Raw genomic sequence first — 20,542 nt, forward strand, 5'->3', positions numbered from 1 at the left:
AATTTAGAGCCAACCTTTTACGAAACCCTATGATAATTTAGAGGTATCGCTTATCCCTACGATAATTTAGATATCCTATACAAGTGAATTGAGATAGAAGGCTTTTTTTAGTGACAGATTGACTCCTAATGATTCTGAATATTCGAATATCATTTATGTTAAAGATGTAAATTGATAATCATAAAAAGAGAACTGTAACGCTTAACAGTTCTCATAATAGGAAATGAAGGGTAATGTTATGAAACTATTCTCCTAGCTCTAATGTAGCTACTAGAGGATTGTGGTCAGACAATTTAGAAGGAATCATTTTAACTTCTTTGATCGTGATGTTTTTTGACACAATGATGTTGTCGACACTGTTTACTTTCATAGTATCATCAACGCCATTATACGTATCTAACCATTTGCCATCTAAACCATTGGCAATATGATATTTTTCTTTAAATGCATCAAATTCTTTTGTGGACTGATCGGCATTAAAATCACCAACTGCAATTACATATTTGCAAGTATCGCTGTCCATGGCTTTCATTAAGGTTTCCATCTGCTGTTTGCGCAATTTCTGATCTTCATAGCTTAAATGAGTGTTATAGAAGGCGATTTCTTTGCCGTCTTTTTCAATTACGACACGCTGATATAAACGTGGTTCAATAGGATTCTTTGCGGATACAGCATCCATCTTTGCTTCGGATTCTTTATTGTCTGGATCATAGTCTTTGTAAGCATCCGCCAATTCCTGTGCGATTTCTTTACCAGCAAATAAATCGCTATACAATTTAGTAGCATCTTTGCTCTTGAATTCATATTTCGATACTGTCGCAATACCATATTCACCACCGGAGAAAGCGATGGCATTTGAGAAGAATGCATCCTTGTAAGGATCAACTTTGAATTTGCTGACTACATCATAGTGATTACGTCTTGTCATGTTATCGACTTCTTGAAGTCCGAAAATCTCAACACCGTTTTCTTCCAATAATTTACGCTGTGCATCTACATCTGGCTGTGATTTTGCGTCAATGTTGTTTGATGCGACAACCAGTGTATTGCCGCTTGTTTCCTTTTTGTCCTTGTCGGCATTGTTGTTAGAACATCCTGTTGCAGTTGCCAATAAAGTCATGGCACATAAAGCACATAATAATTTTTTCATAGTTTCCTCCTGTTTTACGAACATAAACATGTAAAGCTGGATCCAGAGCAGAACGATATCTACATGAAACTACAAAAAAAGGCATAAGTTTTTCCCCAAAAACTCATGCCTGATTGAACAGTAACACGTTTTATCATTTCGCTTCTAACTTTTACACACAAATGATAAGCGTTTACATTTCGTTTGTCAATCCCTTTTTTTAAAAAATTTTTATTTGCGATATTTACAATTTGTGAAAAAATGTTATCATGAAAACGTTTTATAATTCTAGAAAAGGAAGTGGTTTCATGACTTGGTATCGAAAATTATGGGTTGCCTGTATGCCTCTTTTGTTGTTTCTTCCTATAGTTTCTATCATGGCTAGTATCAGTCAGCTACTTGCTGAAATCCTTCCTTTTATGACACTATTTGTTCGTCTGGATGCCTTGTATGCTAAGGCGCTGCCTTTCTTACTGGCAGGCTTTGTATCTTATCAGTTTTGTAGACATAAGGATGGCAGTGTTGTCTTATCGGCAATGATTGCTTATTTACTCATCATCAGTGTTTTACAAAGTGAGGTTTTGAATGAGGCTTTTGCTTATCAATGGCATGTAGATGTGGCTGTAGATTATATTCAAAATCCATTGACTGCCATCTTATGCGGATTGGTTGCGGCAAAGCTATTTGAGCGGTTTTCGCAAGTACAGTTGCCCAAAAGTCTGGCTTTTTTCAGTGGACGTCGTTTGGTCCCGATATTAACTATTTTCATCATGTTGGGATTGGCTGTTCCGTATTACTTTATCTGGACATTTACAATACGTCAATTGTTCTCTTTAACAGCTGTATTATATGAGCATGGAATAGTTGGGGCAAGCATTAGTAAAGTCCTGAATAGTGGACTTGTGATTGTTGGTTTACGTGATATCAGTGATGGTTTTTATATCCTTCCCGGTTTTCAGAAGGGCATTACCGTCATGCAATATGGTGTAATGCCTGCATTTATGCTTTCCTGGATGGTATTCCTTCTTCATAAGAAACGATATCCCATGGCTATTTTTGTGAGTTTGTGTCTGTTACAATGCCTCTTATCACAGGCTAGTGACGCTTTTGTGTTGTATTTGTTTATCAGCGCACCGCTATTATGGCTTGTATATTGCATAGGGAGTGGCTGTATATTTTATTTGGCTTACTTTTCTGTTTCAGGTGGATTGCTGACGGTCGTTTTTGGTAGTATCTATATCAGCTTGCTATGGCTTTCTTATAAAAGACAGTGGCTTTATTTACCCCAGGAAAAGCGTGGTGCTATCCATGATGAATATGTCGTAGAACTGTTAGAAGTTTTTGGCGGCATGGAGAATATAAGAGTGATGAAAGCGATGAATCGCAGCTTATTTATCACTGTGTATGACATGGATTTTGTAGATGAACAACGATTACAAAAGCTGTGCGCTTATCATCTTGCAAAGGATGAATACTGCTATGAATTGGCGGCAGGTAACCAGGCATTTGCTTTGCAGCAAGCGTTGCAAAGGTTACAGGAAAAAGAATTACAGCAATTGCTGTTGTAAAAGGAGGGACATCATGCAAATCATACATGTTTACAACAACAATATTGTTTCGGCAATTAGAGGCAAACAGGAAATGATCATTGTCGGAGCAGGAATCGGCTTTCATAAACGGCCCGGCGATACGGTAGATGAAAAACGCATTGAAAAGACATATACCTTTGAAGATGAACAGAAAAAACAGCTGCATATGCTGTTGGAACGTACACCTATTTTGTATTTTCGAATTGCTGAAGTCATAGCCCGTAAGGCATGCGAGACTTTAAAAATAGAAGTGAGCCCACAGCTATTGATCTCATTGAGTGATCACATCCATTATGCGGCAGAACGTAAGAAACAGAATATCAATGTTCCTAATTTCATGTTAAATGAAATCAAAACATTGTATAAAAGAGAATTTAAAGTGGGTCTGTGGGCGTTAAAGCTCATTCAGGCAAATACGGAAATCAGTTTCCCAGAGGATGAGGCTGGTTATATTGCCATGCATATCGTCAATGCCACATTAAACAATGGTGGGCGTAGCAGTAATGTATCAAAAATCTTACGTTTCATTAAAGATGTACAGCGAATCGTTGAGGAAACGTATCAGGTTCATCTTGATGAGAATGAACTTAACTTTTCACGTTTTATTACGCATTTAAAATTTTTGGGACAGCATATGTTTTCAAATCAAAAGACGAAAAAAGAAGAGCTTGGCGATTTGTATGCCTTTTTGATAAAACGCAATGATAAAATGGAACATTGTATTCATCAGATCAGAGAAACGATCAAAGAAAAATATCATTATGAGCTACAGGAAAATGAACAGGTGTATCTGATGATCCATATTGGAAAGCTGATTGATTAAGATGAAACTACAGAAATTAGGAAGAGCCCTCATGTTGCCAATCGCCGTCTTCCCGGCTGCGGCATTGCTTATGGGGATTGGCTATGCATTAGAAGAAAGTGGTATGGAAAATCTATATTTTATGGCAATGATCTTGCAGAAAACAGGAAATGTTATCATCTCTCAGATGCCAATGATTTTTGCGATCGGTGTAGCTTATGAACTAAGTGATGATAAAAGTGGTTTAGCTGCCTGTAATGGATTATTATGTTTTCTTATTATCACCAGTTTGCTTTCGGTATCGAATGTCTCTTTTTTAGAAGATACCTTGCGCTTTCGGGTAGATGAAGCTTTTGGCAATATTAATAATCAGTTCATTGGGATTTTAAGTGGTCTGTTAGCTGCATTTAGTTATCGTCGTAAACATGTTTCTACAAACTATTTACCTGCTGATTTTAGGGTCTTGGTTTATACCTCCATCTTTGCTATGCTTTGTTCCATCGTTTTATATATCGTCTGGCCTCTCATTTTTACATTGCTTATTTCCATTGGCACCATGATCAAGGATATGGGACCTTTGGGCGCAGGTATTTATGCGTTTTTAAATCGCCTGTTGGTTCCATTGGGATTGCACCATATGTTAAATTCTATCTTTTGGTTTGATGTGATTGGTATTAATGATATTGGCAATTATTGGGCAGGCACGGGAATACGCGGAGTCACGGGCATGTATCAGGCAGGGTATTATCCAATCATGATGTTTGGTGTGGTAGCCATGGCTTTGGCGATGTATCAATGCTGTTTTATTACGCGGAAAAAGAAGATGAAGCCGTTTTTTGTATCCTCTGCTATTGCGTCGTTTCTCACCGGTGTTACGGAGCCATTAGAATTCTCCTTTATGTTCTTATCTCCATTGCTCTATGTGATGCATGCTTTACTGACTGGTATTTCGGTGTTTATGGCAGCCAGCTTACAATATATTGCTGGCTTTAGCTTTAGTGCCGGGGCTATTGACTTTGTATTGGCGAGTTCGCTCCCTATGGCAGTAAAACCATATATGCTATTCGTTCAAGGTGGGCTTTTCTTTGTGATATATTATGTGCTATTTCGATTAATGATCAAGAAATTTGATCTTTGTACTCCGGGAAGAGAGAATGATCAAAATGAGCCGTTTCAAGAAGGAAGTATTGCTGCTGAAGATTTGAATGAGATGGCAAAAGTCATCATTGAAGGCTGTGGCGGGGCAGAAAATATCATTGCGATTCATTCCTGTATCACACGTCTTCATATCACATTAAAAGATCAGGATAAGTTTGTTTTTAAGCGCATTCGTCAAAATGGTGCTGCCGGTTATTTAAAGACAAAAGAAGAAATTCAGATTGTGTATGGTGCGCATGTGGATGCTATCATGGATGTATTAAAAAATTATCAATTGTAATCAGTTAAACGACGGGGAAGCCATGCAACGTATAGAAAGATACAGAAAACTTCATGGCAATTCTTTCAAAGATTGCTTCTTTTTATGATGCCCATCATTGAAAATCATAAACTTAATGTTTTGTTCATACGGTAAGTTTGTTATAATAGTAGATGCTGGAGGGATACTATGTCCAATACATTTCATAAAGAAGATTTTTTTCATGTTGTAAAATCATATGGCATAACTTTGCAGGATACGCAGCTGCAACAATTTGCCATGTATGCTGCTATGCTCCTTGAATGGAATCAAAAAATGAATTTGACGGCGATTACGGATATGGATGAAATCTATGAAAAACATTTTCTGGATTCTATATTGCCCTCCTTTGATGTAAAACTGAAGGGTACTTTCTGTGATGTTGGGGCAGGTGCTGGGTTTCCTAGCATCCCTTTGAAAATCGTTTACCCTGACTTAGAAATTACGATTGTAGAAACATTAGGAAAACGAATTACTTTTTTAGAAGCTCTGTGTCATCAGCTGAAGTTAAACAATGTGCATTGTGTACATGCAAGAGCTGAAGATTATGCGAAAGAACATCGGGAAAGCTTTGATATCGTCAGCGCAAGAGCGGTTGCAAACTTAACAATGCTTTCAGAATTATGCATTCCGTTGGTAAAGGTAGGCGGTATGTTTTTGGCATTAAAGGGTGCCAATGCGCTAGAGGAGTATGCGTTGGCTGAAAAAGCAATTCGCCTTCTTGGATGTGAGGAGAAACGCAGGGATGAAAAAGTGCTGTCGGATGGTTCCAAAAGGGTCAATTTTGTCTTTGAAAAGGTAAAGAAAACCCCATTGAAATATCCAAGAGCATTTGCGCAAATAAAGAAAAATCCCCTTTGAGGAGGAATAGAATGGAAGATACAAAGATGATAGCAATCGATTTGATTGAACCGAATCCATATCAGCCACGCTTGGAATTTGATCAAGACGCGCTAATGGATCTGGCACAATCAATTCGTGAAAATGGTTTGATTCAGCCAATCACCGTACGAAAGGTTAATGATAAATATCAAATCATCGCCGGTGAACGTCGATTCCGTGCATTACGTTTAAATGGTGCTGTAGAAGTACCGGCAAATATTATGGATGCTGATGAAGTACAGATGGCAGAAATGGCATTGGTTGAAAATATTCAAAGAGAGAATTTAAGTGCCATAGAAGAAGCCAAATCGTATGTGGAAATCATGAAATATGCTGGCATTAATCAATCGCAGCTGGCTTTACGTGTAGGTAAATCACAAAGCTCTATTGCCAATAAAATTCGCTTGTTAAATCTGGATGAGGAAGTACAGGAGGCAGTCAGTGCACGCCGTATCAGTGAACGTCATGCCCGTGCTTTGTTAGGCTTAGATGAAGAAAAACAGAAACAGACATTGCAGAAAATAGAAAAAAGAGGTCTGACCGTTGCACAGACAGAAAAATTATTAAAGGAAGAGGCACAAGGGCCAAAACCAAAGAAAAAAGTTATGCTGAAAGGCATTAGTAAGAGTATACGTATTGCTTTAAATACCATTCATCAAGCGGTAAGCATGGTGAATCGGGCAGGCTGTGAGGCACTCATGCAGGAAGAAGAACGTGAGGATGATGTCATCATAACCATACGCATTCCGAAATAGAAAGGTCTGGTTACATATGGGAAAAATTATTGCTGTTTCAAATCAAAAGGGGGGCGTTGGTAAAACGACCACTTCGATTAATTTAGCGGCAGGGTTAGGATATTTAGGTAACAAGGTTCTGTTGGTAGACTTTGATCCACAGGGCAACGCAACACAGGGAGTCGGTGCTGAAGTAGGTGAAGATAAACTTTCTGTATACAATTTGATTATGGAACATTATGAGGTGAGAGACATTCGTAAAAAGTTATCATCACCTCCGATAGATATCATACCAGCCAATATATCTTTAGCAGGTGCCGATTTGCAGATGGTAAAATTTGAGGTTGGAAAAGAAGAATTATTAAAAAACAAATTAGAACCGATTAAGGATGAATACGATTTTATCATCATTGACTGTCCGCCTTCTTTAGGCTTGTTGAATACCAATGCCTTAACGGCGGCAGATTCGGTTATTATTCCAGTACAGTGTGAATATTATGCGTTGGAAGGTGTGACACAACTTTTATTAACGATTCGTCTGGTACAGCAGCTGTTTAATAAGAATCTGATGATTGAAGGTGTGATCTTAACGATGTATGATGGACGTACGAAATTAAGCGTAGAAGTGCAACAGGAAGTTCGTCAGCATTTCAAAGATCGTGTATATAAAACCTATATACCTCGAAATGTAAAATTAAGCGAGGCACCATCACGTGGTATGTCGATTTTTGAATATGATGTACGTTGTGAAGGAGCAAAAGCATATGCCGGATTAGCGAATGAGGTTGTCCGCATGAATAAGAAGGCGAAGGCCAGATAGGAGGTAAGCGTCAATATGGCAAAAAAAGAGAACAATGCCAGACTGGGCAAAGGACTATCGGCTATCTTTGGTGAAGATGTCAGCAATGTTTTAGAAGACATTCAGCAAGGGAAAAGCGAGGTTCATGAAGACAGCAAGTTTGAGGTGGATGTTAAGGATGTAAAACCGAATCCTTATCAGCCAAGAAAACACTTTGATGATGATAAGATTCAGGAATTGGCAGATTCGATTAAATTACATGGTGTGTTTACACCAATCTTAGTTAAAAAAGCAGTCAAAGGTTATGAACTAATTACCGGTGAGCGTCGTTTACGTGCCAGCAAGCTAGCTGGGTTAAAGCGTATTCCGGCCATCCTGATGGATTTTGATGATCAGCAGATGATGGAGATTGCCTTATTGGAAAACATTCAGCGTGAAGATCTGAATGCTATTGAAGAGGCGCAAGGCTATGAAAAGCTGATTAAGAAACTAGGATATAAACAGGAAGAATTAGCACATCGTATTGGGAAATCCCGTGAACATGTTGCCAATATGTTACGATTATTAAAATTGCCTGCATCTGTGCAACAGCATGTAGTGAATAATGAACTCAGCATGGGGCATGTACGCGCCCTGTTATCCTTGAAAGATCCAAAACTCATGGAAGAGGTAGCGCAAAAGGCAATACAATTGCATTTATCTGTGCGTGCCGTGGAAACGCTTGTTAAAAATATGAATGAGCCTAAGCCGGAACCGGTGAAAAAAGAGCGAGACGTTAATCTGGATCAGGTAGAGAAACGATTACAGAGTCGTTTTGGCACAAAAGTAAAAATTGATGAAAAACAAATTGTCATTAAGTATCATGGCAACGATGACCTCAATCGTGTACTTGAGATGATTGGCGGATTAGATGAAGAAATGTAAGAAAGATGCGATGTATTCGTGTCTTTTTGTTTGCGAATTTTCATGGTGATAAAGACGATAGAAAGGACTATAGTATAACTTTTAGTAATAAAAAAAGAATTGTGATAGTACAATCATATGCACAATTCTTTAGGTCATATAAAAAATTATTTGTTTTTTAAAATATTATGCCGGATATAAGCAATGGTCTGATCTAAACCATGATCTCTTAAATATTCTAATATATGCTGTGTCAATGCTTTTGTGTTAGGATGCATCATGACTCTGTCATAACCGTTTAAGAAGTATTCTAAAGCACTGGCATCGGTATAGTTTTCCTTTTGATAGGTCATGGATGCCGCAATACGATCGCAAATCATCTCAACAACGTAGTTGACAGGCATTTCAATAGCAATGACACCATTTTTTACATTTCCATTGTCCAACCAGTATTCCCAGTGATGACGATTCCGTCCTTTATGATGCAACCATCCAAGGGAATACCCTTTTACTTCTTTTTCTCGATTAATAGGGCTGCGAAAGCCTTGATAATAGGTAACTCCTGCCCAAAATTCAACAGGTGAATATTTTGATAAATCGTGTAAGATTCCTTGCTTATATAAATGGCAGCGAAAGCATAATTTAGTTACCAGTATTTTATGATGATTGATCGTTGAAAGATGTCCCCAGAAACGATTCATAATAATCTCCTTCCTATGTGAATTTATAATGTCAGAGGTATTTTAACACAAATAAAGAAAAAGGGAAGAGTGGAATGATGATCGATCATAGATGGGTATTTGTATGGGGAAGGTCTTATATCCTCTCTTATGATTATCAAAAAGTTGTAAAAAAACGCATGACCATCACATATCCTTCACATTCGCACGTTATAGTATAGGTACAGGCAGACTTACTGCTTGTGTGGTAATGGAAATCGTTTCCCCATCCCTATAGTAATAGTAACAACAGCTATCATGTTTACATAATTTTATAATTTCCATTACCGGCCTTCATGCTTAAGACCTCTATCCCTCGTAGAGGTCTTATTGTATGTGCTCTTTAATAAATTAACACAGAATTCAAATACTATTCATATGTTTTTCACAAAGCTGTCTTATACTAAAAGTACAAGGTAAGTAATACCTTGAAAGACTTTGGTAATGGTACTTACTCCCTCGTTTGCATTTGTTCATTCCATAAACAAACCGCCATTACCTTTCCATAAAAAACGACTCCTTACTACTTCAAGGAGTCATTTTTAGCTGAATTACTGCTTTTTTTTATGTTGTATGATCCATGCATGTATTGGTATAAAGATGATAAACAGGATCAAAACAATTGGTAAGATTGCATTCCATGGTGTTGAAAACTTCTCGATATAACCTTGGAAGAAAATAAAGATGACGATGACAGGCAGTATGAAACTGACGTAGCCTCGTATCCAGCTAGGAAACTTTAGCCCTTTTCCTGTATTTGCTTCACCAAGGAAATTTTTCCATCCCCAACCATAACGGAAGGTACAGAATAATAGATATAATAAGGAACCTAATGGTAATAAATTGCTGGAAACGATGAAATCTTCTAAGTCCTGAATGGTTGTTCCTTCACCTAATGGCTGTAAGAAGGATAGAATATTAAATCCTAATGCACAAGGCAGTGATAAAATCAGGATGGCAAAGAAATTTACCCATACGGCTTTCTTTCTTGACCAACCGCTATCCATAGCAAAGGCAACGATATTTTCAAATACGGCAATAATGGTCGTTAATGCTGCAAAGGACATAAATAAGAAGAATAAGGTTCCCCATAAGCGTCCTTGAGCCATGGCATTAAAGACATTTGGTAATGTCACAAATACCAATCCTGGGCCACTTCCGGCATCTACACCAAAAGAGAAACAGGAAGGGAAAATAATCAAACCGGCAATAAAGGCAACTAAAGTATCTAAGATACAGACATTCAGACTTTCACCTAGTAAAGAACGATCTTTTCCGATATAGCTGCCAAAGATAGCCAACGCTCCGATACCCAGACTAAGCGTAAAGAAGGCTTGACTCATTGCCGCAAAAATGGCGTCCCATAAGCCGTTTTCCATCATTTTACCAAAATCAGGCACTAAATAAAACGTTAAACCTTCTACAGCATCTGGTAAAGTGACAGCGCGTATCACCAGTATCAGCATAACAATAAATAAACAGGACATCATATATTTGGAAATCTTTTCAACCCCATTTTGTAATCCCTTGCTGCAGACGAGAAAGCCGATCATGGTAATTACGACCATCCAAAACAGGTTCTGCGCAGGACTTGCGAGCATATCATGAAATATCTGCCCCACTGCTTCTGTTGACTGGTTTTCAAAAGTGCCACTTATCATTTTTAAACAGTAATTCAACATCCATCCGCCAACGGTCGTATAAAACATCATCAGCATGTAATTACCGCCGATTGCCACATATTTGATGAAATGCCATTTTGTCTTTTTTGGCTCTAGTACATCAAAAGATTTTGCGGCCGATTTCATAGATGCGCGTCCTACGGAAAATTCCATTACCATGATAGGTAAGCCTAACAGCATCAGAAATAATAAATATAGCAATACAAAGGCAGCTCCGCCATACTGGCCGGTGATATAAGGAAACCGCCAGACATTCCCCAGTCCGACTGCACATCCCGCTGAGATTAGGATAAAGCCTAAGCGCGATGAGAATTTTTCTCTTGCTTTCATACATTCACACCCTTTTATGCATAATTTTATCGGTGTATATAAGGAAAGTCAATCTTTAATTCGGCTTTGTCATGGCAATTGTATTACTTTTTAGGAAATGGTATGAAAATTTAAGAGATACGTGATATACTATACGACGTAAAGAGGTGTAAAGATATGGAAATGCATAGAAATTCCCGCTGCTGGTGTGGCAGTGGCAAAAAATATAAACAATGTCATGAAAAGTTTGATGAAAAAATTCGCGAATTTGCTAGAAATGGCGAGATTGTGCCAGATCGCAGTTTGATCAAAAGTACAAAGGATATTCTTGGTATCAAAAAGAGTGCTGCTATTAACACCGGTGTACTTGATCATGTCGCAAAGCATATACATGTCGGTATGAGTACCGGAGATATTGACCGATTGGTGTATGATTACACAGTAAGTCATGGGGCAATACCTGCTCCTTTGAATTATGAAGGCTTTCCTAAAAGTGTTTGTACATCGGTTAATGATGAGGTATGTCATGGTATTCCGGATGATGAAATCATCTTACAGGAAGGCGATATCGTCAATGTAGATGTTTCCACCATTTTTCATGGTTATTACTCCGATGCTTCGCGAATGTTTATGATTGGTGAAGTGAGTGAAGAGGCAAAGCGTTTGGTACAAGTGACGAAAGAATGTCTGGAAATCGGTATAAAAGCTGTCAAACCTTGGGGGCATGTAGGCGATATTGGAGCGGCGATTCATGAATATGCAACGAGCAAAGGTTATAGTGTCGTGATAGATTTTGCCGGACATGGCGTTGGGAAAGCATTCCATGAGGATCCTATCGTTTCACATGTAGGGCGTAAGGGAAAAGGCATGATTCTGGCTCCCGGTATGGTGTTTACTATTGAACCGATGATCAATGAGGGAGATTATCATCTCTATATTGATGAAGATAATGGATGGACATCTTATACGGCGGATGGCAAGCTTTCTGCTCAATGGGAACATACCTTACTGGTAACCGAAAAAGGTGTTGAAATTTTGACATATTAAACAAGGGGGGTGCCCTTGTTTTTCAAATAGGAAAAGATTATAGCAAGTAGTATTGGAAAATGGAAGGAAAATGATATGCGAGTGATATTACAAAGAGTGCGGCATGCATCCGTTACAATTGATGGACAAGTGCATGGCGCCATTCAAAATGGTTTTTTAGCTTTGGTAGGTATTACCCAGAGTGATGATGAAGGCATTGTGAAGAAAATGGCAAAAAAATGTGCTGAATTGCGTGTCTTTGAGGATGAACAAGGAAAGATGAATCGTGGGTTATCGGATATTCAGGGAGATATTCTTTCAATTTCGCAATTTACATTGTATGCGGATTGTAAGAAGGGAAGACGTCCCGGTTTCGAGAAAGCGGCACACCCTGCGCAGGCAAACCCGCTTTATGAGCTCTTTAATAAAGAATTACGTTCATATGGATTGCAAGTACCAACAGGTGTGTTTGGCGCTGATATGAAGGTAGAATTGCTGAATGATGGTCCGGTTACGATCATTTTAGACAGTGCAGAATTATAGGAGGCTAAGCGTATGGCAAATGTGATATATGGCAGTGAAATTGCTAAGCAAGTAAAAAAAGATCTGCGCTTGCGGATCATGAAGTTAAAAAATGAGCAAAAACGACTCCCTAAGCTTGTTGTCGTTTTGGTAGGAGAACATCCTGCCAGTGTATCTTATGTGAAAGGGAAAGAGAAAGCTTGTCATGAAATCGGCATGGAAAATGATCTCATTTTACTGCCGGCTACCACAAGTGAAGATGAATTGTTACAGATCATTCATCAGTTGAACACCGATACCAAGGTGGATGGTATTTTGGTACAGCTTCCTTTACCTGCACATATGGATGAGCATGTGATTCTACATGCGATTGATCCAAAAAAAGATGTGGATGGCTTTCATCCGGTGAATGTAGGGAAGATGCTATTACAAGAACCAACGTTCCTTTCCTGCACGCCAAAAGGTATTATACGAATGCTAGAGGAAATCGGCATGACAGATTTAAGCGGTAAACAGGCTGTTGTTCTTGGACGTAGTAATATTGTTGGTAAACCGGTTGCACAACTTTTATTAAATCATAATGCAACGGTAACCATTTGTCATTCCAAAACAGAGGATATTAAAAGTATTACCAAACGTGCGGATATCTTAGTTGTATCGGTTGGAAAAGCGCGTCTTGTAAAACGTGATTGGGTAAAACCAGGTGCTGTCGTAATTGATGTCGGTATCAACCGTGATGATCAAAATAAGCTGTGTGGGGATGTTGATTTTGCAAACGTTAGTGAGGTTGCTGGTTATATAACTCCTGTGCCGAAAGGGGTGGGGCCTATGACCATTGCGATGTTGCTAGAAAATACTTTGCAATCCTATGAACAAAGAGAGCATGTTTCATGGGACGAACGATAAAAACTATGATACAATGAAGATAACTTAAATAAAGAGAAGGGAATGAGCACATGATAAAGCATGAATATGATTTGAATGACATCGTAGAGATGAAGAAAGAGCATCCATGTCATAAATCGAAATACTGGAAAATTATCCGCATGGGAGCTGATATCCGTATCAAATGTCAGGGCTGCGGTACCAGCGTGTTATTTCCTCGTGTGGAATTTGAAAAAAAATTAAAACGTGTTATTGAACATGCACCAAAATCGGAAGAATGAAACCGCAGCTATCGCGGTTTTTTTAATGCTTTCTCAGCGTGTCTTGCTAACTAAAAGAAACATCAAGAAAGATTCACCTAGTTTTAATAGAGTAATTTAAATCGTAATAAAAGTAATATATACTTGACATAAAGTAATATTGGTTATACTATATAGGTAGAAAGAGAAGTGGTGTTATGGCAAAGAATTTGCGAATAAAGGCCGCAAGAGCAACAAAAGATATGACACAGAAAGAACTGGCAGAATGTGTAGGTGTTACGCGACAAACAATGAACGCCATTGAAAAGGGAGATTACAATCCCAGTATTCGTTTATGCATTGCGATATGTAAAGCATTGGATAAAACACTGAATGATTTATTTTGGGAGGAATGAACATAGAACAATTTGATGAAAGACAAAAAGCCATACGCAATAAGATTATGACGAAAGCCTTTGCTTTAGCAATTATTCTTTTATGTGGGGCAATCATTTTGAATGAATGTAAGGTCATAGAAATAGGGAAAACCGTAAGCTTTACGGATTATGGCTTTATCACATTTTTTATACTCATCTTATATGTGACGCTATCTTTGATTTGGAAGGATGCTTATGTGGGTATAGTGAATGCTGCATCGATTAAAATAGCTCTATATGGATTTAGCGTACTATCTATTCTGGACATCGATTTATTCATAAAACACAGAATGGAACAAGCGCCAATAGATTATGTAGTTCTTGCTGGAACAATTACGATGATAGCCATCACCATTAGCTTATGGTTAAAGAAAAAAGATTGGGATAATTAAATTCACGAATCAATAAAAATGTATATACAAATACGTGCGCAAACAGTTGCATAACCTTAAAAAAAACGGTAGAATGTTAGAGTTGAGAGGAAGGATAGTATGCCATTAACAGCAGGAATTGTTGGGCTTCCTAATGTTGGAAAGTCTACATTATTTAACGCAATCACAAAATCACAGGTAGAGGCAGCCAATTATCCCTTTGCGACCATTCAACCGAACGTTGGTGTCGTAGAAGTGCCGGATCATCGTATTGATCGTTTGGTAGAGCTGTTTCATCCAAAGAAAACCATCTATACAACTTTTGAATTTACCGATATTGCCGGTTTAGTAAAAGGTGCCAGCAAGGGTGAAGGTTTAGGAAATCAATTTTTAAGTAATATTCGTTTGACAGATGCTATTTGTCATGTTGTCCGTTGTTTTGATGATGCAGATATTACGCATGTCGAAGGCAGTGTGGATCCCATTCGCGATATTGAAATCATTAATCTGGAACTGATTATGGCGGATTTACAGACAATCGAAAATCGCTTAAGCAAAGTAGAACGCAAGGCGATGACAAACAAAGATAAAGATGCGATAGCCGAAGTCAACGTACTAAAAAAATTACAAGCAGCTTTAGAAGCCGGAAAGCCTGTTAGAAGCTTGGATTTGGAAAAGGAAGAACGATTGCTTATCAAAGCATTTAATTTATTGACCTTAAAGCCAATGATCTACATTGCTAATATGTCAGATGAAGAAATCGCAGAGCCAGAAAATAATCCCTATTATCAGAAGGTGAAAGAACTGGCAGATAGTGAACATAATCAGGTTGTACCTGTATGCGCTAAGATCGAAGAGGAATTGTCTGGCCTGGATAAAGAAGAAAAGAATGCTTTTTTACAGGAATTAGGTATACCAGAAAGCGGACTTGATAAAGTCATCAAAACAGCTTATCAAATCTTAAATCTTTGTACATTCCTAACTGCCGGTGAAGATGAATGTCGTGCCTGGACATTCCGTAAAGGAATGCTGGCACCACAGTGTGCAGGTGTCATTCACACGGACTTTGAAAAAGGCTTCATTCGTGCGGAATGTTACCGCTTTGAAGATATTGATGCATTAGGCAGTGAGCAGGCAATTAAAGAAGCCGGCAAACTACGCTTAGAAGGGAAAGAATACGAAGTGCAGGACGGTGATGTCTTACATTTCCGCTTCAATGTATAAGTATTCGCTATGTAAGTTTCCTACTTAAGTTATACAAAGGATTTTATAGTATCACAAAAAAAGGTAAGTACCACCTGCATGTGGAAACTTGCCTTTTCTTTTTATGCTTTTATTTTATAAATTGTACAATGTCTTTCACAAAGGTTACATCTAATCCTGCCTCCTGGTTGTAATCTTTTGGTGAAGGCTGTTCACTACCTTTACTCATTGCGTGATTTGCCGTTGCATACGTACGAATGGTCCAATTCGCTTTTTCAGCAAATGCTTGTTGCCAACGCTTTAAATCCGTTTTGGTCACTTGATAATCACGTAGTCCTTGACAAAGCAGGACCGGCACTTGGATCTTTTCTGCTGTTTTTACTGGATCATATGTGGCCAGATCCATAAGATAAGCTCGTGTCATACCCAAATAAAGCGTATCATCGTGCTTGCTGGAAGCTATTTGTTTGATCTGTTTTCGTACTGTTTCAGCCTCATCCAGCTGCTTTTGTTCCTCAGCATCTACTTTGCCATCCAACTTCGCCAAGTAGGTAAGTTGCTCTACCATGCTGTCTTCGATTGGTCGAGAAGGAGCAGCCATAAAGATATAGCCTGCTACATCCTTTGTTTGTTCATTTAGGCGAGGTAAAATATAACCTCCCTGGCTATGCCCTAACACATAAATACGCTGTTTGTCAATCTGCTTTTGCTGCTGCATCAGTTGAATAGCAGATAAGGCATCTTCTATATATTCCTGCTGTATGGTGTCGGTTTGGGTAAAGGTATTTTCTAAGGTACGCTTATCAAAGCGATACGTCGCAATACCTTGTTTCCCTAATTCCTTGGCAAGCTCATAAAAAGGTTTCTGATTCCCGATGGTTTCATTGTGATCACTGGGACCTGAACCTCCCAACAGGATCACTACAGGAAATTTATCACCTTTTTCAGGCGTGCACAAATAACCTTTTATGTTACCGCCAGTTGCTATTTTTAAATCCATTTCTTTTTGTTTTATGCCATCCATCTTCATCGTTTCTTCAGGAAGTTGATATGGGCGAAAGAAAATACCGGCTATCTTATCACCCGCAAAGGTTACTTGCAGATTGAATTTCTGTTTTTGCGTTATTACCGGTTGAAAAACGGCAACATTCCCTTGATAGGACTGGGCATAAGGTGTCTGTAAAGATACCACACTGCCACAGCTCTTTGAAAAGCTCATAATCTGTGTTTGAAAGTTTTTTTCCTTCACAGCTTTTCCCATTTCATCTAAATACGTAAAGTCATTTTGCAGTGCTTGTATATCGCCATCACAAATGATGTTTGCCAACTTTTCACAGGTTTCTTTTTGCGTTAAGGTAATCGTTACATCCTGTGTCTTTGTCGTATCTGATGCCGACTCTTCATTAGAAGAGCTGCAGCTGCTTAGTATTAAAGTAAAAATTAATAAAAATAACCATCCTGTTCGTTTCATACTTGCACCTCGTTTATATCTCTTATTTTACCATGAAGTAGGAAGAATATAAATGAGAAGTGAGAAAAGTGGACGAAATGGAATATTCTAAAAGAATGTATGAAAAAGAAGAAAAAAGCATATGGCAGTAAGGAATGAGCATATGACAAAAAGGAGAGAGCAGATGACAAATAGGAATGGACATAGGAAATAGAAGAAATAAGCATGTGACAAATAGAATATCACGATACTGCAAACAGATGAGGATGTTAAAGAGAAAACGATATAAGCACAAAAAAAGCAGCATTAGCGCTTGATGAATTCCATCAATGCTTCCATGCTGTTTTTAGCGTCTTCATAACCTTGCTCATATAATGCTTTCAGCTTTTTCTCATCTTTCTCTAAACGTCCAATCGTAACCGGAGAACTAGGGCGAATAACCAAAATACGGCCTTCTTTTTCCATTACCCCTAATTCATCTAACGTGCGATTATAGTTGATATGACGATTTGCCAATGCTTCAACAAACTTTGGATATTTGCGATAACTGCGACGGATGAGAGGAAGAAGGTTGTTTTTTCCCTTGCGATAGTCTTTGCATTGGGTAAGGACTACGATATTTTTCTGATATCCCATTTTCTGGAATTGTTTTACGGGAATGCTATCACATGCACCACCGTCAAGCAACTTTTTGCCATCTACTTCCACAATGCGGGATAATAGCGGTAAGGATGCACTGGCTCTTACATAGATGACATCATGCAACATATTAATGCATTGTAAATATTCGGCTTTTCCTGTTTCCAAGTTACTTGCCACAGCATATAATTTAATGCCAGAGCGATTAAATGCATCATAATCGTAAGGGTCTAATTTGTTTGGAATTTCGTTATACATGAATTCTGCTCCAAATAAATCACCCGTTTTGAGCAAAGACTGCATGCTCATATAACGTTTATCATGCAGGTAGTCTGTATTTGTGCGATAGGCACGTCCACGTTGTTTAGAAGCATAACTACACGCATGACAGGCACCGGCACTGACGCCAATGACGCCATCTGTATATATATCATGATCCATAAGAAAGTCTAACACACCGGCTGTATAAAGCCCGCGCATGCCGCCTCCTTCAAGAACTAAACCTAATTTATCCATATGATCACTTCCTTTGACTGTCCTATTATAGCATATTTTGAATAGGAAAAACCTTTCAATTTGTTCATAAATTTATGTAAAATACATGATTTTTCACCTTTTCATAAAAAAGCATAAAGCATTGAAAAAAAGTGAAAATACTTGTGAAACCATTTAACATATTCACGATTTATTAATTGTAAAACCTCCTATTAAGTGTTAGAATAAACATATAAATTGAAGAAAGGAGCATTGCATATGAAACTCATTTTAGCGATCATGTCAAATGATGATAGTCCCGCAGTTTCCAGTGCGTTGACAAAGGAGAATTATCAGGTAACACGTCTTGCGACGACTGGAGGTTTCCTGCGTGCCGGAAATACTACCTTGATTGTTGGTACGGATGATGATAAGGTTGAACGTGCCATAGAAGTTATTGGCGAATACAGTAGAAGACGTACAGAAGTTGTACCGAGCACTGCATCTTATGATATTGGAAGATATGCATCTTTCCCTGTCGAGGTTCAAGTTGGAGGAGCTACTATTTTCGTAATTGATGTAGAGAAATTTATCAAATTATAATTTGTGATTACTGAATGACCCTTATAATGCTATTTAGCTTTATAAGGGCTTTTTTTGTATACACAACACCAATAGTGATAGGTGTTCAGAAAGCTTAGTAGTTTGTATAAGCGGTAGATATTTATAAGTTTCTTGAATGATTGTTTACAATCATCGATTTTCTCGCTTTGCTTTTGTTCATGATACGTTAAATAGTAAAATGAAAGGTTTCCTTTCGTTGAAGTCTTTTGAAAGGATAAGGATTTGGTATTTTCAAAGGGAAGAAAGAACATGTTCAATGAAATGAACTTTTTGACTGTTTTTAACTATACGCAAAAAGAAGCTATTAAATCAGCATACTTGATAGCATGATAAGATGGGAAAGAGAATGTGGCGGTAAAGAAATGTTAGGTGTACATAATTATCCTTGTAAAAGCATCCTTTATGAAATACAATGTAAGGAGTGAGGTGCATAGCATGAAAAAGATAATTGAAAATGTAAGCTTTATGCTGGATGGCACGATGGTTTTTGGTGATCTTTATTTAGAAGATGGTTTTGTGGAGCGCATGGAATTTAAGACACCTAGAGGGAAAGGACATATCGCTATCCCAGGCTTTGTCGATATTCATACGCATGGTTTTCGTGGATATAGCTGTGATGATGAAAATATCGAAAATCTTCGTCAATTGGCCAATGCATATGCCAAACGAGGGGTAACGACATTTTGTCCGACCTTATCTCCACGTCCTTTACAAGAGTATATTCCAATTCTGAAAGCATATCGAAAGGCTTTTCAAGGAAATACGATGGGAGCACGTTATGCAGGCGTTCATTTGGAAGGCCCTTATTTATCAAAAGCGATGCATTGTTTATTAGATGCAAATCAGTTACAAGAAATTGATTTAAATGAATTAGATACATTTCTAAGTGAATATCATGAAGATATCCGTGTGATGACGATTGCCCCGGAATTGACAAATGCCATGGAAGCGATACATTTATTGCATCTATATGGTGTTCAAGTATCAATCGGTCACAGTAAGGCAACGTATGAGCAAATGCTGGAGGCTTTTGAAGAAGGTGCCTCCCAGGTGACGCATCTATGCAATGCTATGCCTGGCATTGATCATCATGAACCGACGATGTTTGATGCCGTGCTCTTATCCCAATGCAGCTGTGAAATGATTATGGATGGTGCACATATACAATCAAAAATGTTAGAATGGCTGATTAAACTGTTGGGTGCAAAACGGGTCATCGCAATCAGCGACGGTACGATAAACTCCGGATTGGCCTATCCTGAAGGTCATGTGCTAGATGATGGCAGTTACATACAACATCATGCAGTTTATAAAGAAGGCGTTCTAAAAGGAAGCTGTATAGACCTGTTGGATATCTTTCGTAAGCTATATGATGCCTATGGACTTGCTGAAAGCATCTTGATGACTTCGCAAAATGCGGCGCATATCGTGAAGAGTTATACAAGTGATATTCGCCTAGGTCATAAGATTGATCTGGTCATACTGGATAGTGAATTGCATTTGTTAGATGTAGTAATAAACGGTCGCAGTGTTTTATAGCATATGGTGCATAATGAGCATCCGATAAACGTAACGTTTTGGATGCTTTTTATTGTGTGGCGGGCATGCCACATATCTAGGGTGAAAATCCCTCGGGGCGTAGTTATCGACGAACCCAAGAGCGACTTG

Annotated in this window: 21 protein-coding genes; 16 read left to right on the plus strand and 5 right to left on the minus strand. The window is 38.3% G+C overall.

From position 1 onward, the window contains the following. Nucleotides 1-244 precede the first annotated feature (244 nt). Nucleotides 245-1,150 (minus strand): endonuclease/exonuclease/phosphatase family protein, encoded by a 906-nt coding sequence (locus ACESSZ_RS14185; protein ID WP_008691176.1) that lies wholly within the window; start codon nucleotides 1,148-1,150, stop codon nucleotides 245-247. Nucleotides 1,151-1,437: 287 nt separating this feature from the next. On the opposite strand from ACESSZ_RS14185, the gene ACESSZ_RS14190 reads away from it, so the two are divergent. From ACESSZ_RS14190 to ACESSZ_RS14220, 7 genes are all read left to right on the plus strand, one after another. Beyond that, complete coding sequence (locus tag ACESSZ_RS14190) at nucleotides 1,438-2,697, plus strand: PTS transporter subunit EIIC (RefSeq protein ID WP_008691178.1); 1,260 nt, start codon at nucleotides 1,438-1,440, stop codon at nucleotides 2,695-2,697. A 13-nt stretch (nucleotides 2,698-2,710) separates the two neighbouring features. Beyond that, entirely contained in the window at nucleotides 2,711-3,541 is an 831-nt protein-coding gene (locus ACESSZ_RS14195; RefSeq protein ID WP_008691180.1) for a PRD domain-containing protein, read from the plus strand. A 1-nt stretch (nucleotide 3,542) separates the two neighbouring features. Further along, nucleotides 3,543-4,958, plus strand: coding sequence for a PTS transporter subunit EIIC (locus ACESSZ_RS14200; RefSeq protein ID WP_226897107.1), 1,416 nt, complete (start codon nucleotides 3,543-3,545; stop codon nucleotides 4,956-4,958). Between the two features lie 168 nt (nucleotides 4,959-5,126). Next, complete coding sequence (gene rsmG / locus ACESSZ_RS14205) at nucleotides 5,127-5,837, plus strand: 16S rRNA (guanine(527)-N(7))-methyltransferase RsmG (RefSeq protein WP_008691184.1); 711 nt, start codon at nucleotides 5,127-5,129, stop codon at nucleotides 5,835-5,837. 11 nt (nucleotides 5,838-5,848) lie between these two features. Then, on the plus strand, nucleotides 5,849-6,613 hold the full coding sequence (locus tag ACESSZ_RS14210; protein WP_008691186.1) for a ParB/RepB/Spo0J family partition protein: 765 nt from the start codon (nucleotides 5,849-5,851) through the stop codon (nucleotides 6,611-6,613). Nucleotides 6,614-6,629: 16 nt separating this feature from the next. Continuing rightward, nucleotides 6,630-7,412: a ParA family protein gene (locus ACESSZ_RS14215; RefSeq protein WP_008691188.1), complete on the plus strand. Its 783-nt coding sequence runs from the start codon at nucleotides 6,630-6,632 to the stop codon at nucleotides 7,410-7,412. A 15-nt stretch (nucleotides 7,413-7,427) separates the two neighbouring features. Next, the gene (locus ACESSZ_RS14220) at nucleotides 7,428-8,315 is read left to right on the plus strand and encodes a ParB/RepB/Spo0J family partition protein (protein WP_008691189.1); all 888 of its coding nucleotides are present in this window, start codon (nucleotides 7,428-7,430) and stop codon (nucleotides 8,313-8,315) included. 146 nt (nucleotides 8,316-8,461) lie between these two features. On the opposite strand, the gene ACESSZ_RS14225 is transcribed toward ACESSZ_RS14220, so the two are convergent. Both ACESSZ_RS14225 and ACESSZ_RS14230 read right to left on the minus strand, forming a co-directional pair. After that, nucleotides 8,462-8,995, minus strand: a complete 534-nt coding sequence (locus ACESSZ_RS14225; protein WP_008691190.1) for a DUF5662 family protein — start codon at nucleotides 8,993-8,995, stop codon at nucleotides 8,462-8,464. Nucleotides 8,996-9,564: 569 nt separating this feature from the next. Beyond that, on the minus strand, nucleotides 9,565-11,025 hold the full coding sequence (locus ACESSZ_RS14230; protein ID WP_008691191.1) for a sodium-dependent transporter: 1,461 nt from the start codon (nucleotides 11,023-11,025) through the stop codon (nucleotides 9,565-9,567). A gap of 156 nt (nucleotides 11,026-11,181) precedes the next feature. Between ACESSZ_RS14230 and ACESSZ_RS14235 the strand changes: the two genes are divergently transcribed. The 7 genes from ACESSZ_RS14235 to ychF all read left to right on the plus strand — a co-directional run bounded on the left by ACESSZ_RS14235 (nucleotide 11,182) and on the right by ychF (nucleotide 15,708). Beyond that, nucleotides 11,182-12,051 (plus strand): methionyl aminopeptidase, encoded by an 870-nt coding sequence (locus ACESSZ_RS14235; RefSeq protein WP_008691192.1) that lies wholly within the window; start codon nucleotides 11,182-11,184, stop codon nucleotides 12,049-12,051. Nucleotides 12,052-12,126: 75 nt separating this feature from the next. Beyond that, a complete protein-coding gene (gene dtd, locus ACESSZ_RS14240) occupies nucleotides 12,127-12,573 on the plus strand; it encodes a D-aminoacyl-tRNA deacylase (protein WP_008691193.1) in 447 nt (148 codons plus the stop codon). A 12-nt stretch (nucleotides 12,574-12,585) separates the two neighbouring features. After that, entirely contained in the window at nucleotides 12,586-13,458 is an 873-nt protein-coding gene (gene folD, locus ACESSZ_RS14245) for a bifunctional methylenetetrahydrofolate dehydrogenase/methenyltetrahydrofolate cyclohydrolase FolD (RefSeq protein WP_008691194.1), read from the plus strand. Between the two features lie 50 nt (nucleotides 13,459-13,508). After that, nucleotides 13,509-13,718 carry a DUF951 domain-containing protein gene (locus tag ACESSZ_RS14250; protein ID WP_008691195.1) on the plus strand — a complete coding sequence of 70 codons (210 nt, stop codon included), beginning with the start codon at nucleotides 13,509-13,511 and terminating at the stop codon, nucleotides 13,716-13,718. Between the two features lie 176 nt (nucleotides 13,719-13,894). Then, the gene (locus ACESSZ_RS14255; RefSeq protein ID WP_008691197.1) at nucleotides 13,895-14,092 is read left to right on the plus strand and encodes a helix-turn-helix transcriptional regulator; all 198 of its coding nucleotides are present in this window, start codon (nucleotides 13,895-13,897) and stop codon (nucleotides 14,090-14,092) included. After that, nucleotides 14,089-14,505 carry a hypothetical protein gene (locus tag ACESSZ_RS14260; protein ID WP_008691200.1) on the plus strand — a complete coding sequence of 139 codons (417 nt, stop codon included), beginning with the start codon at nucleotides 14,089-14,091 and terminating at the stop codon, nucleotides 14,503-14,505. The genes ACESSZ_RS14255 and ACESSZ_RS14260 overlap by 4 nt, the downstream gene beginning before the upstream one ends. Before the next feature lie 99 nt (nucleotides 14,506-14,604). Beyond that, a complete protein-coding gene (gene ychF / locus ACESSZ_RS14265; protein ID WP_008691202.1) occupies nucleotides 14,605-15,708 on the plus strand; it encodes a redox-regulated ATPase YchF in 1,104 nt (367 codons plus the stop codon). 109 nt (nucleotides 15,709-15,817) lie between these two features. Here ychF and ACESSZ_RS14270 read toward each other — a convergent pair whose 3' ends face one another. Both ACESSZ_RS14270 and ACESSZ_RS14275 read right to left on the minus strand, forming a co-directional pair. Next, nucleotides 15,818-17,158, minus strand: a complete 1,341-nt coding sequence (locus ACESSZ_RS14270; RefSeq protein ID WP_008691203.1) for an alpha/beta hydrolase family protein — start codon at nucleotides 17,156-17,158, stop codon at nucleotides 15,818-15,820. A gap of 285 nt (nucleotides 17,159-17,443) precedes the next feature. After that, nucleotides 17,444-18,292 carry a patatin-like phospholipase family protein gene (locus ACESSZ_RS14275; protein WP_008691204.1) on the minus strand — a complete coding sequence of 283 codons (849 nt, stop codon included), beginning with the start codon at nucleotides 18,290-18,292 and terminating at the stop codon, nucleotides 17,444-17,446. Nucleotides 18,293-18,529: 237 nt separating this feature from the next. Here ACESSZ_RS14275 and ACESSZ_RS14280 point away from each other — a divergent pair, with 237 nt between their 5' ends. Both ACESSZ_RS14280 and ACESSZ_RS14285 read left to right on the plus strand, forming a co-directional pair. Next, nucleotides 18,530-18,853 carry a cyclic-di-AMP receptor gene (locus ACESSZ_RS14280; RefSeq protein WP_008691205.1) on the plus strand — a complete coding sequence of 108 codons (324 nt, stop codon included), beginning with the start codon at nucleotides 18,530-18,532 and terminating at the stop codon, nucleotides 18,851-18,853. 456 nt (nucleotides 18,854-19,309) lie between these two features. Further along, nucleotides 19,310-20,413, plus strand: a complete 1,104-nt coding sequence (locus ACESSZ_RS14285; RefSeq protein WP_008691206.1) for an N-acetylglucosamine-6-phosphate deacetylase — start codon at nucleotides 19,310-19,312, stop codon at nucleotides 20,411-20,413. Nucleotides 20,414-20,542: the final 129 nt, after the last annotated feature.

This window comes from Eubacterium sp. 3_1_31 (assembly GCF_964249515.1).
GTDB classification, from domain to species: Bacteria; Bacillota_I; Bacilli_A; order Erysipelotrichales; family Erysipelotrichaceae; genus Longicatena; species Longicatena caecimuris.

Excerpts from the sequence above, each read along its gene's own strand:
- ACESSZ_RS14185 (WP_008691176.1), bottom strand. The coding sequence starts at position 1,150 with ATGAAAAAATTATTATGTGCTTTATGTGCCATGACTTTATTGGCAACT.
- ACESSZ_RS14190 (WP_008691178.1), top strand. The coding sequence starts at position 1,438 with ATGACTTGGTATCGAAAATTATGGGTTGCCTGTATGCCTCTTTTGTTG.
- ACESSZ_RS14195 (WP_008691180.1), top strand. The coding sequence starts at position 2,711 with ATGCAAATCATACATGTTTACAACAACAATATTGTTTCGGCAATTAGA.
- ACESSZ_RS14200 (WP_226897107.1), top strand. The coding sequence starts at position 3,543 with ATGAAACTACAGAAATTAGGAAGAGCCCTCATGTTGCCAATCGCCGTC.
- rsmG (WP_008691184.1), top strand. The coding sequence starts at position 5,127 with ATGTCCAATACATTTCATAAAGAAGATTTTTTTCATGTTGTAAAATCA.
- ACESSZ_RS14210 (WP_008691186.1), top strand. The coding sequence starts at position 5,849 with ATGGAAGATACAAAGATGATAGCAATCGATTTGATTGAACCGAATCCA.
- ACESSZ_RS14215 (WP_008691188.1), top strand. The coding sequence starts at position 6,630 with ATGGGAAAAATTATTGCTGTTTCAAATCAAAAGGGGGGCGTTGGTAAA.
- ACESSZ_RS14220 (WP_008691189.1), top strand. The coding sequence starts at position 7,428 with ATGGCAAAAAAAGAGAACAATGCCAGACTGGGCAAAGGACTATCGGCT.
- ACESSZ_RS14225 (WP_008691190.1), bottom strand. The coding sequence starts at position 8,995 with ATGAATCGTTTCTGGGGACATCTTTCAACGATCAATCATCATAAAATA.
- ACESSZ_RS14230 (WP_008691191.1), bottom strand. The coding sequence starts at position 11,025 with ATGAAAGCAAGAGAAAAATTCTCATCGCGCTTAGGCTTTATCCTAATC.
- ACESSZ_RS14235 (WP_008691192.1), top strand. The coding sequence starts at position 11,182 with ATGGAAATGCATAGAAATTCCCGCTGCTGGTGTGGCAGTGGCAAAAAA.
- dtd (WP_008691193.1), top strand. The coding sequence starts at position 12,127 with ATGCGAGTGATATTACAAAGAGTGCGGCATGCATCCGTTACAATTGAT.
- folD (WP_008691194.1), top strand. The coding sequence starts at position 12,586 with ATGGCAAATGTGATATATGGCAGTGAAATTGCTAAGCAAGTAAAAAAA.
- ACESSZ_RS14250 (WP_008691195.1), top strand. The coding sequence starts at position 13,509 with ATGATAAAGCATGAATATGATTTGAATGACATCGTAGAGATGAAGAAA.
- ACESSZ_RS14255 (WP_008691197.1), top strand. The coding sequence starts at position 13,895 with ATGGCAAAGAATTTGCGAATAAAGGCCGCAAGAGCAACAAAAGATATG.
- ACESSZ_RS14260 (WP_008691200.1), top strand. The coding sequence starts at position 14,089 with ATGAACATAGAACAATTTGATGAAAGACAAAAAGCCATACGCAATAAG.
- ychF (WP_008691202.1), top strand. The coding sequence starts at position 14,605 with ATGCCATTAACAGCAGGAATTGTTGGGCTTCCTAATGTTGGAAAGTCT.
- ACESSZ_RS14270 (WP_008691203.1), bottom strand. The coding sequence starts at position 17,158 with ATGAAACGAACAGGATGGTTATTTTTATTAATTTTTACTTTAATACTA.
- ACESSZ_RS14275 (WP_008691204.1), bottom strand. The coding sequence starts at position 18,292 with ATGGATAAATTAGGTTTAGTTCTTGAAGGAGGCGGCATGCGCGGGCTT.
- ACESSZ_RS14280 (WP_008691205.1), top strand. The coding sequence starts at position 18,530 with ATGAAACTCATTTTAGCGATCATGTCAAATGATGATAGTCCCGCAGTT.
- ACESSZ_RS14285 (WP_008691206.1), top strand. The coding sequence starts at position 19,310 with ATGAAAAAGATAATTGAAAATGTAAGCTTTATGCTGGATGGCACGATG.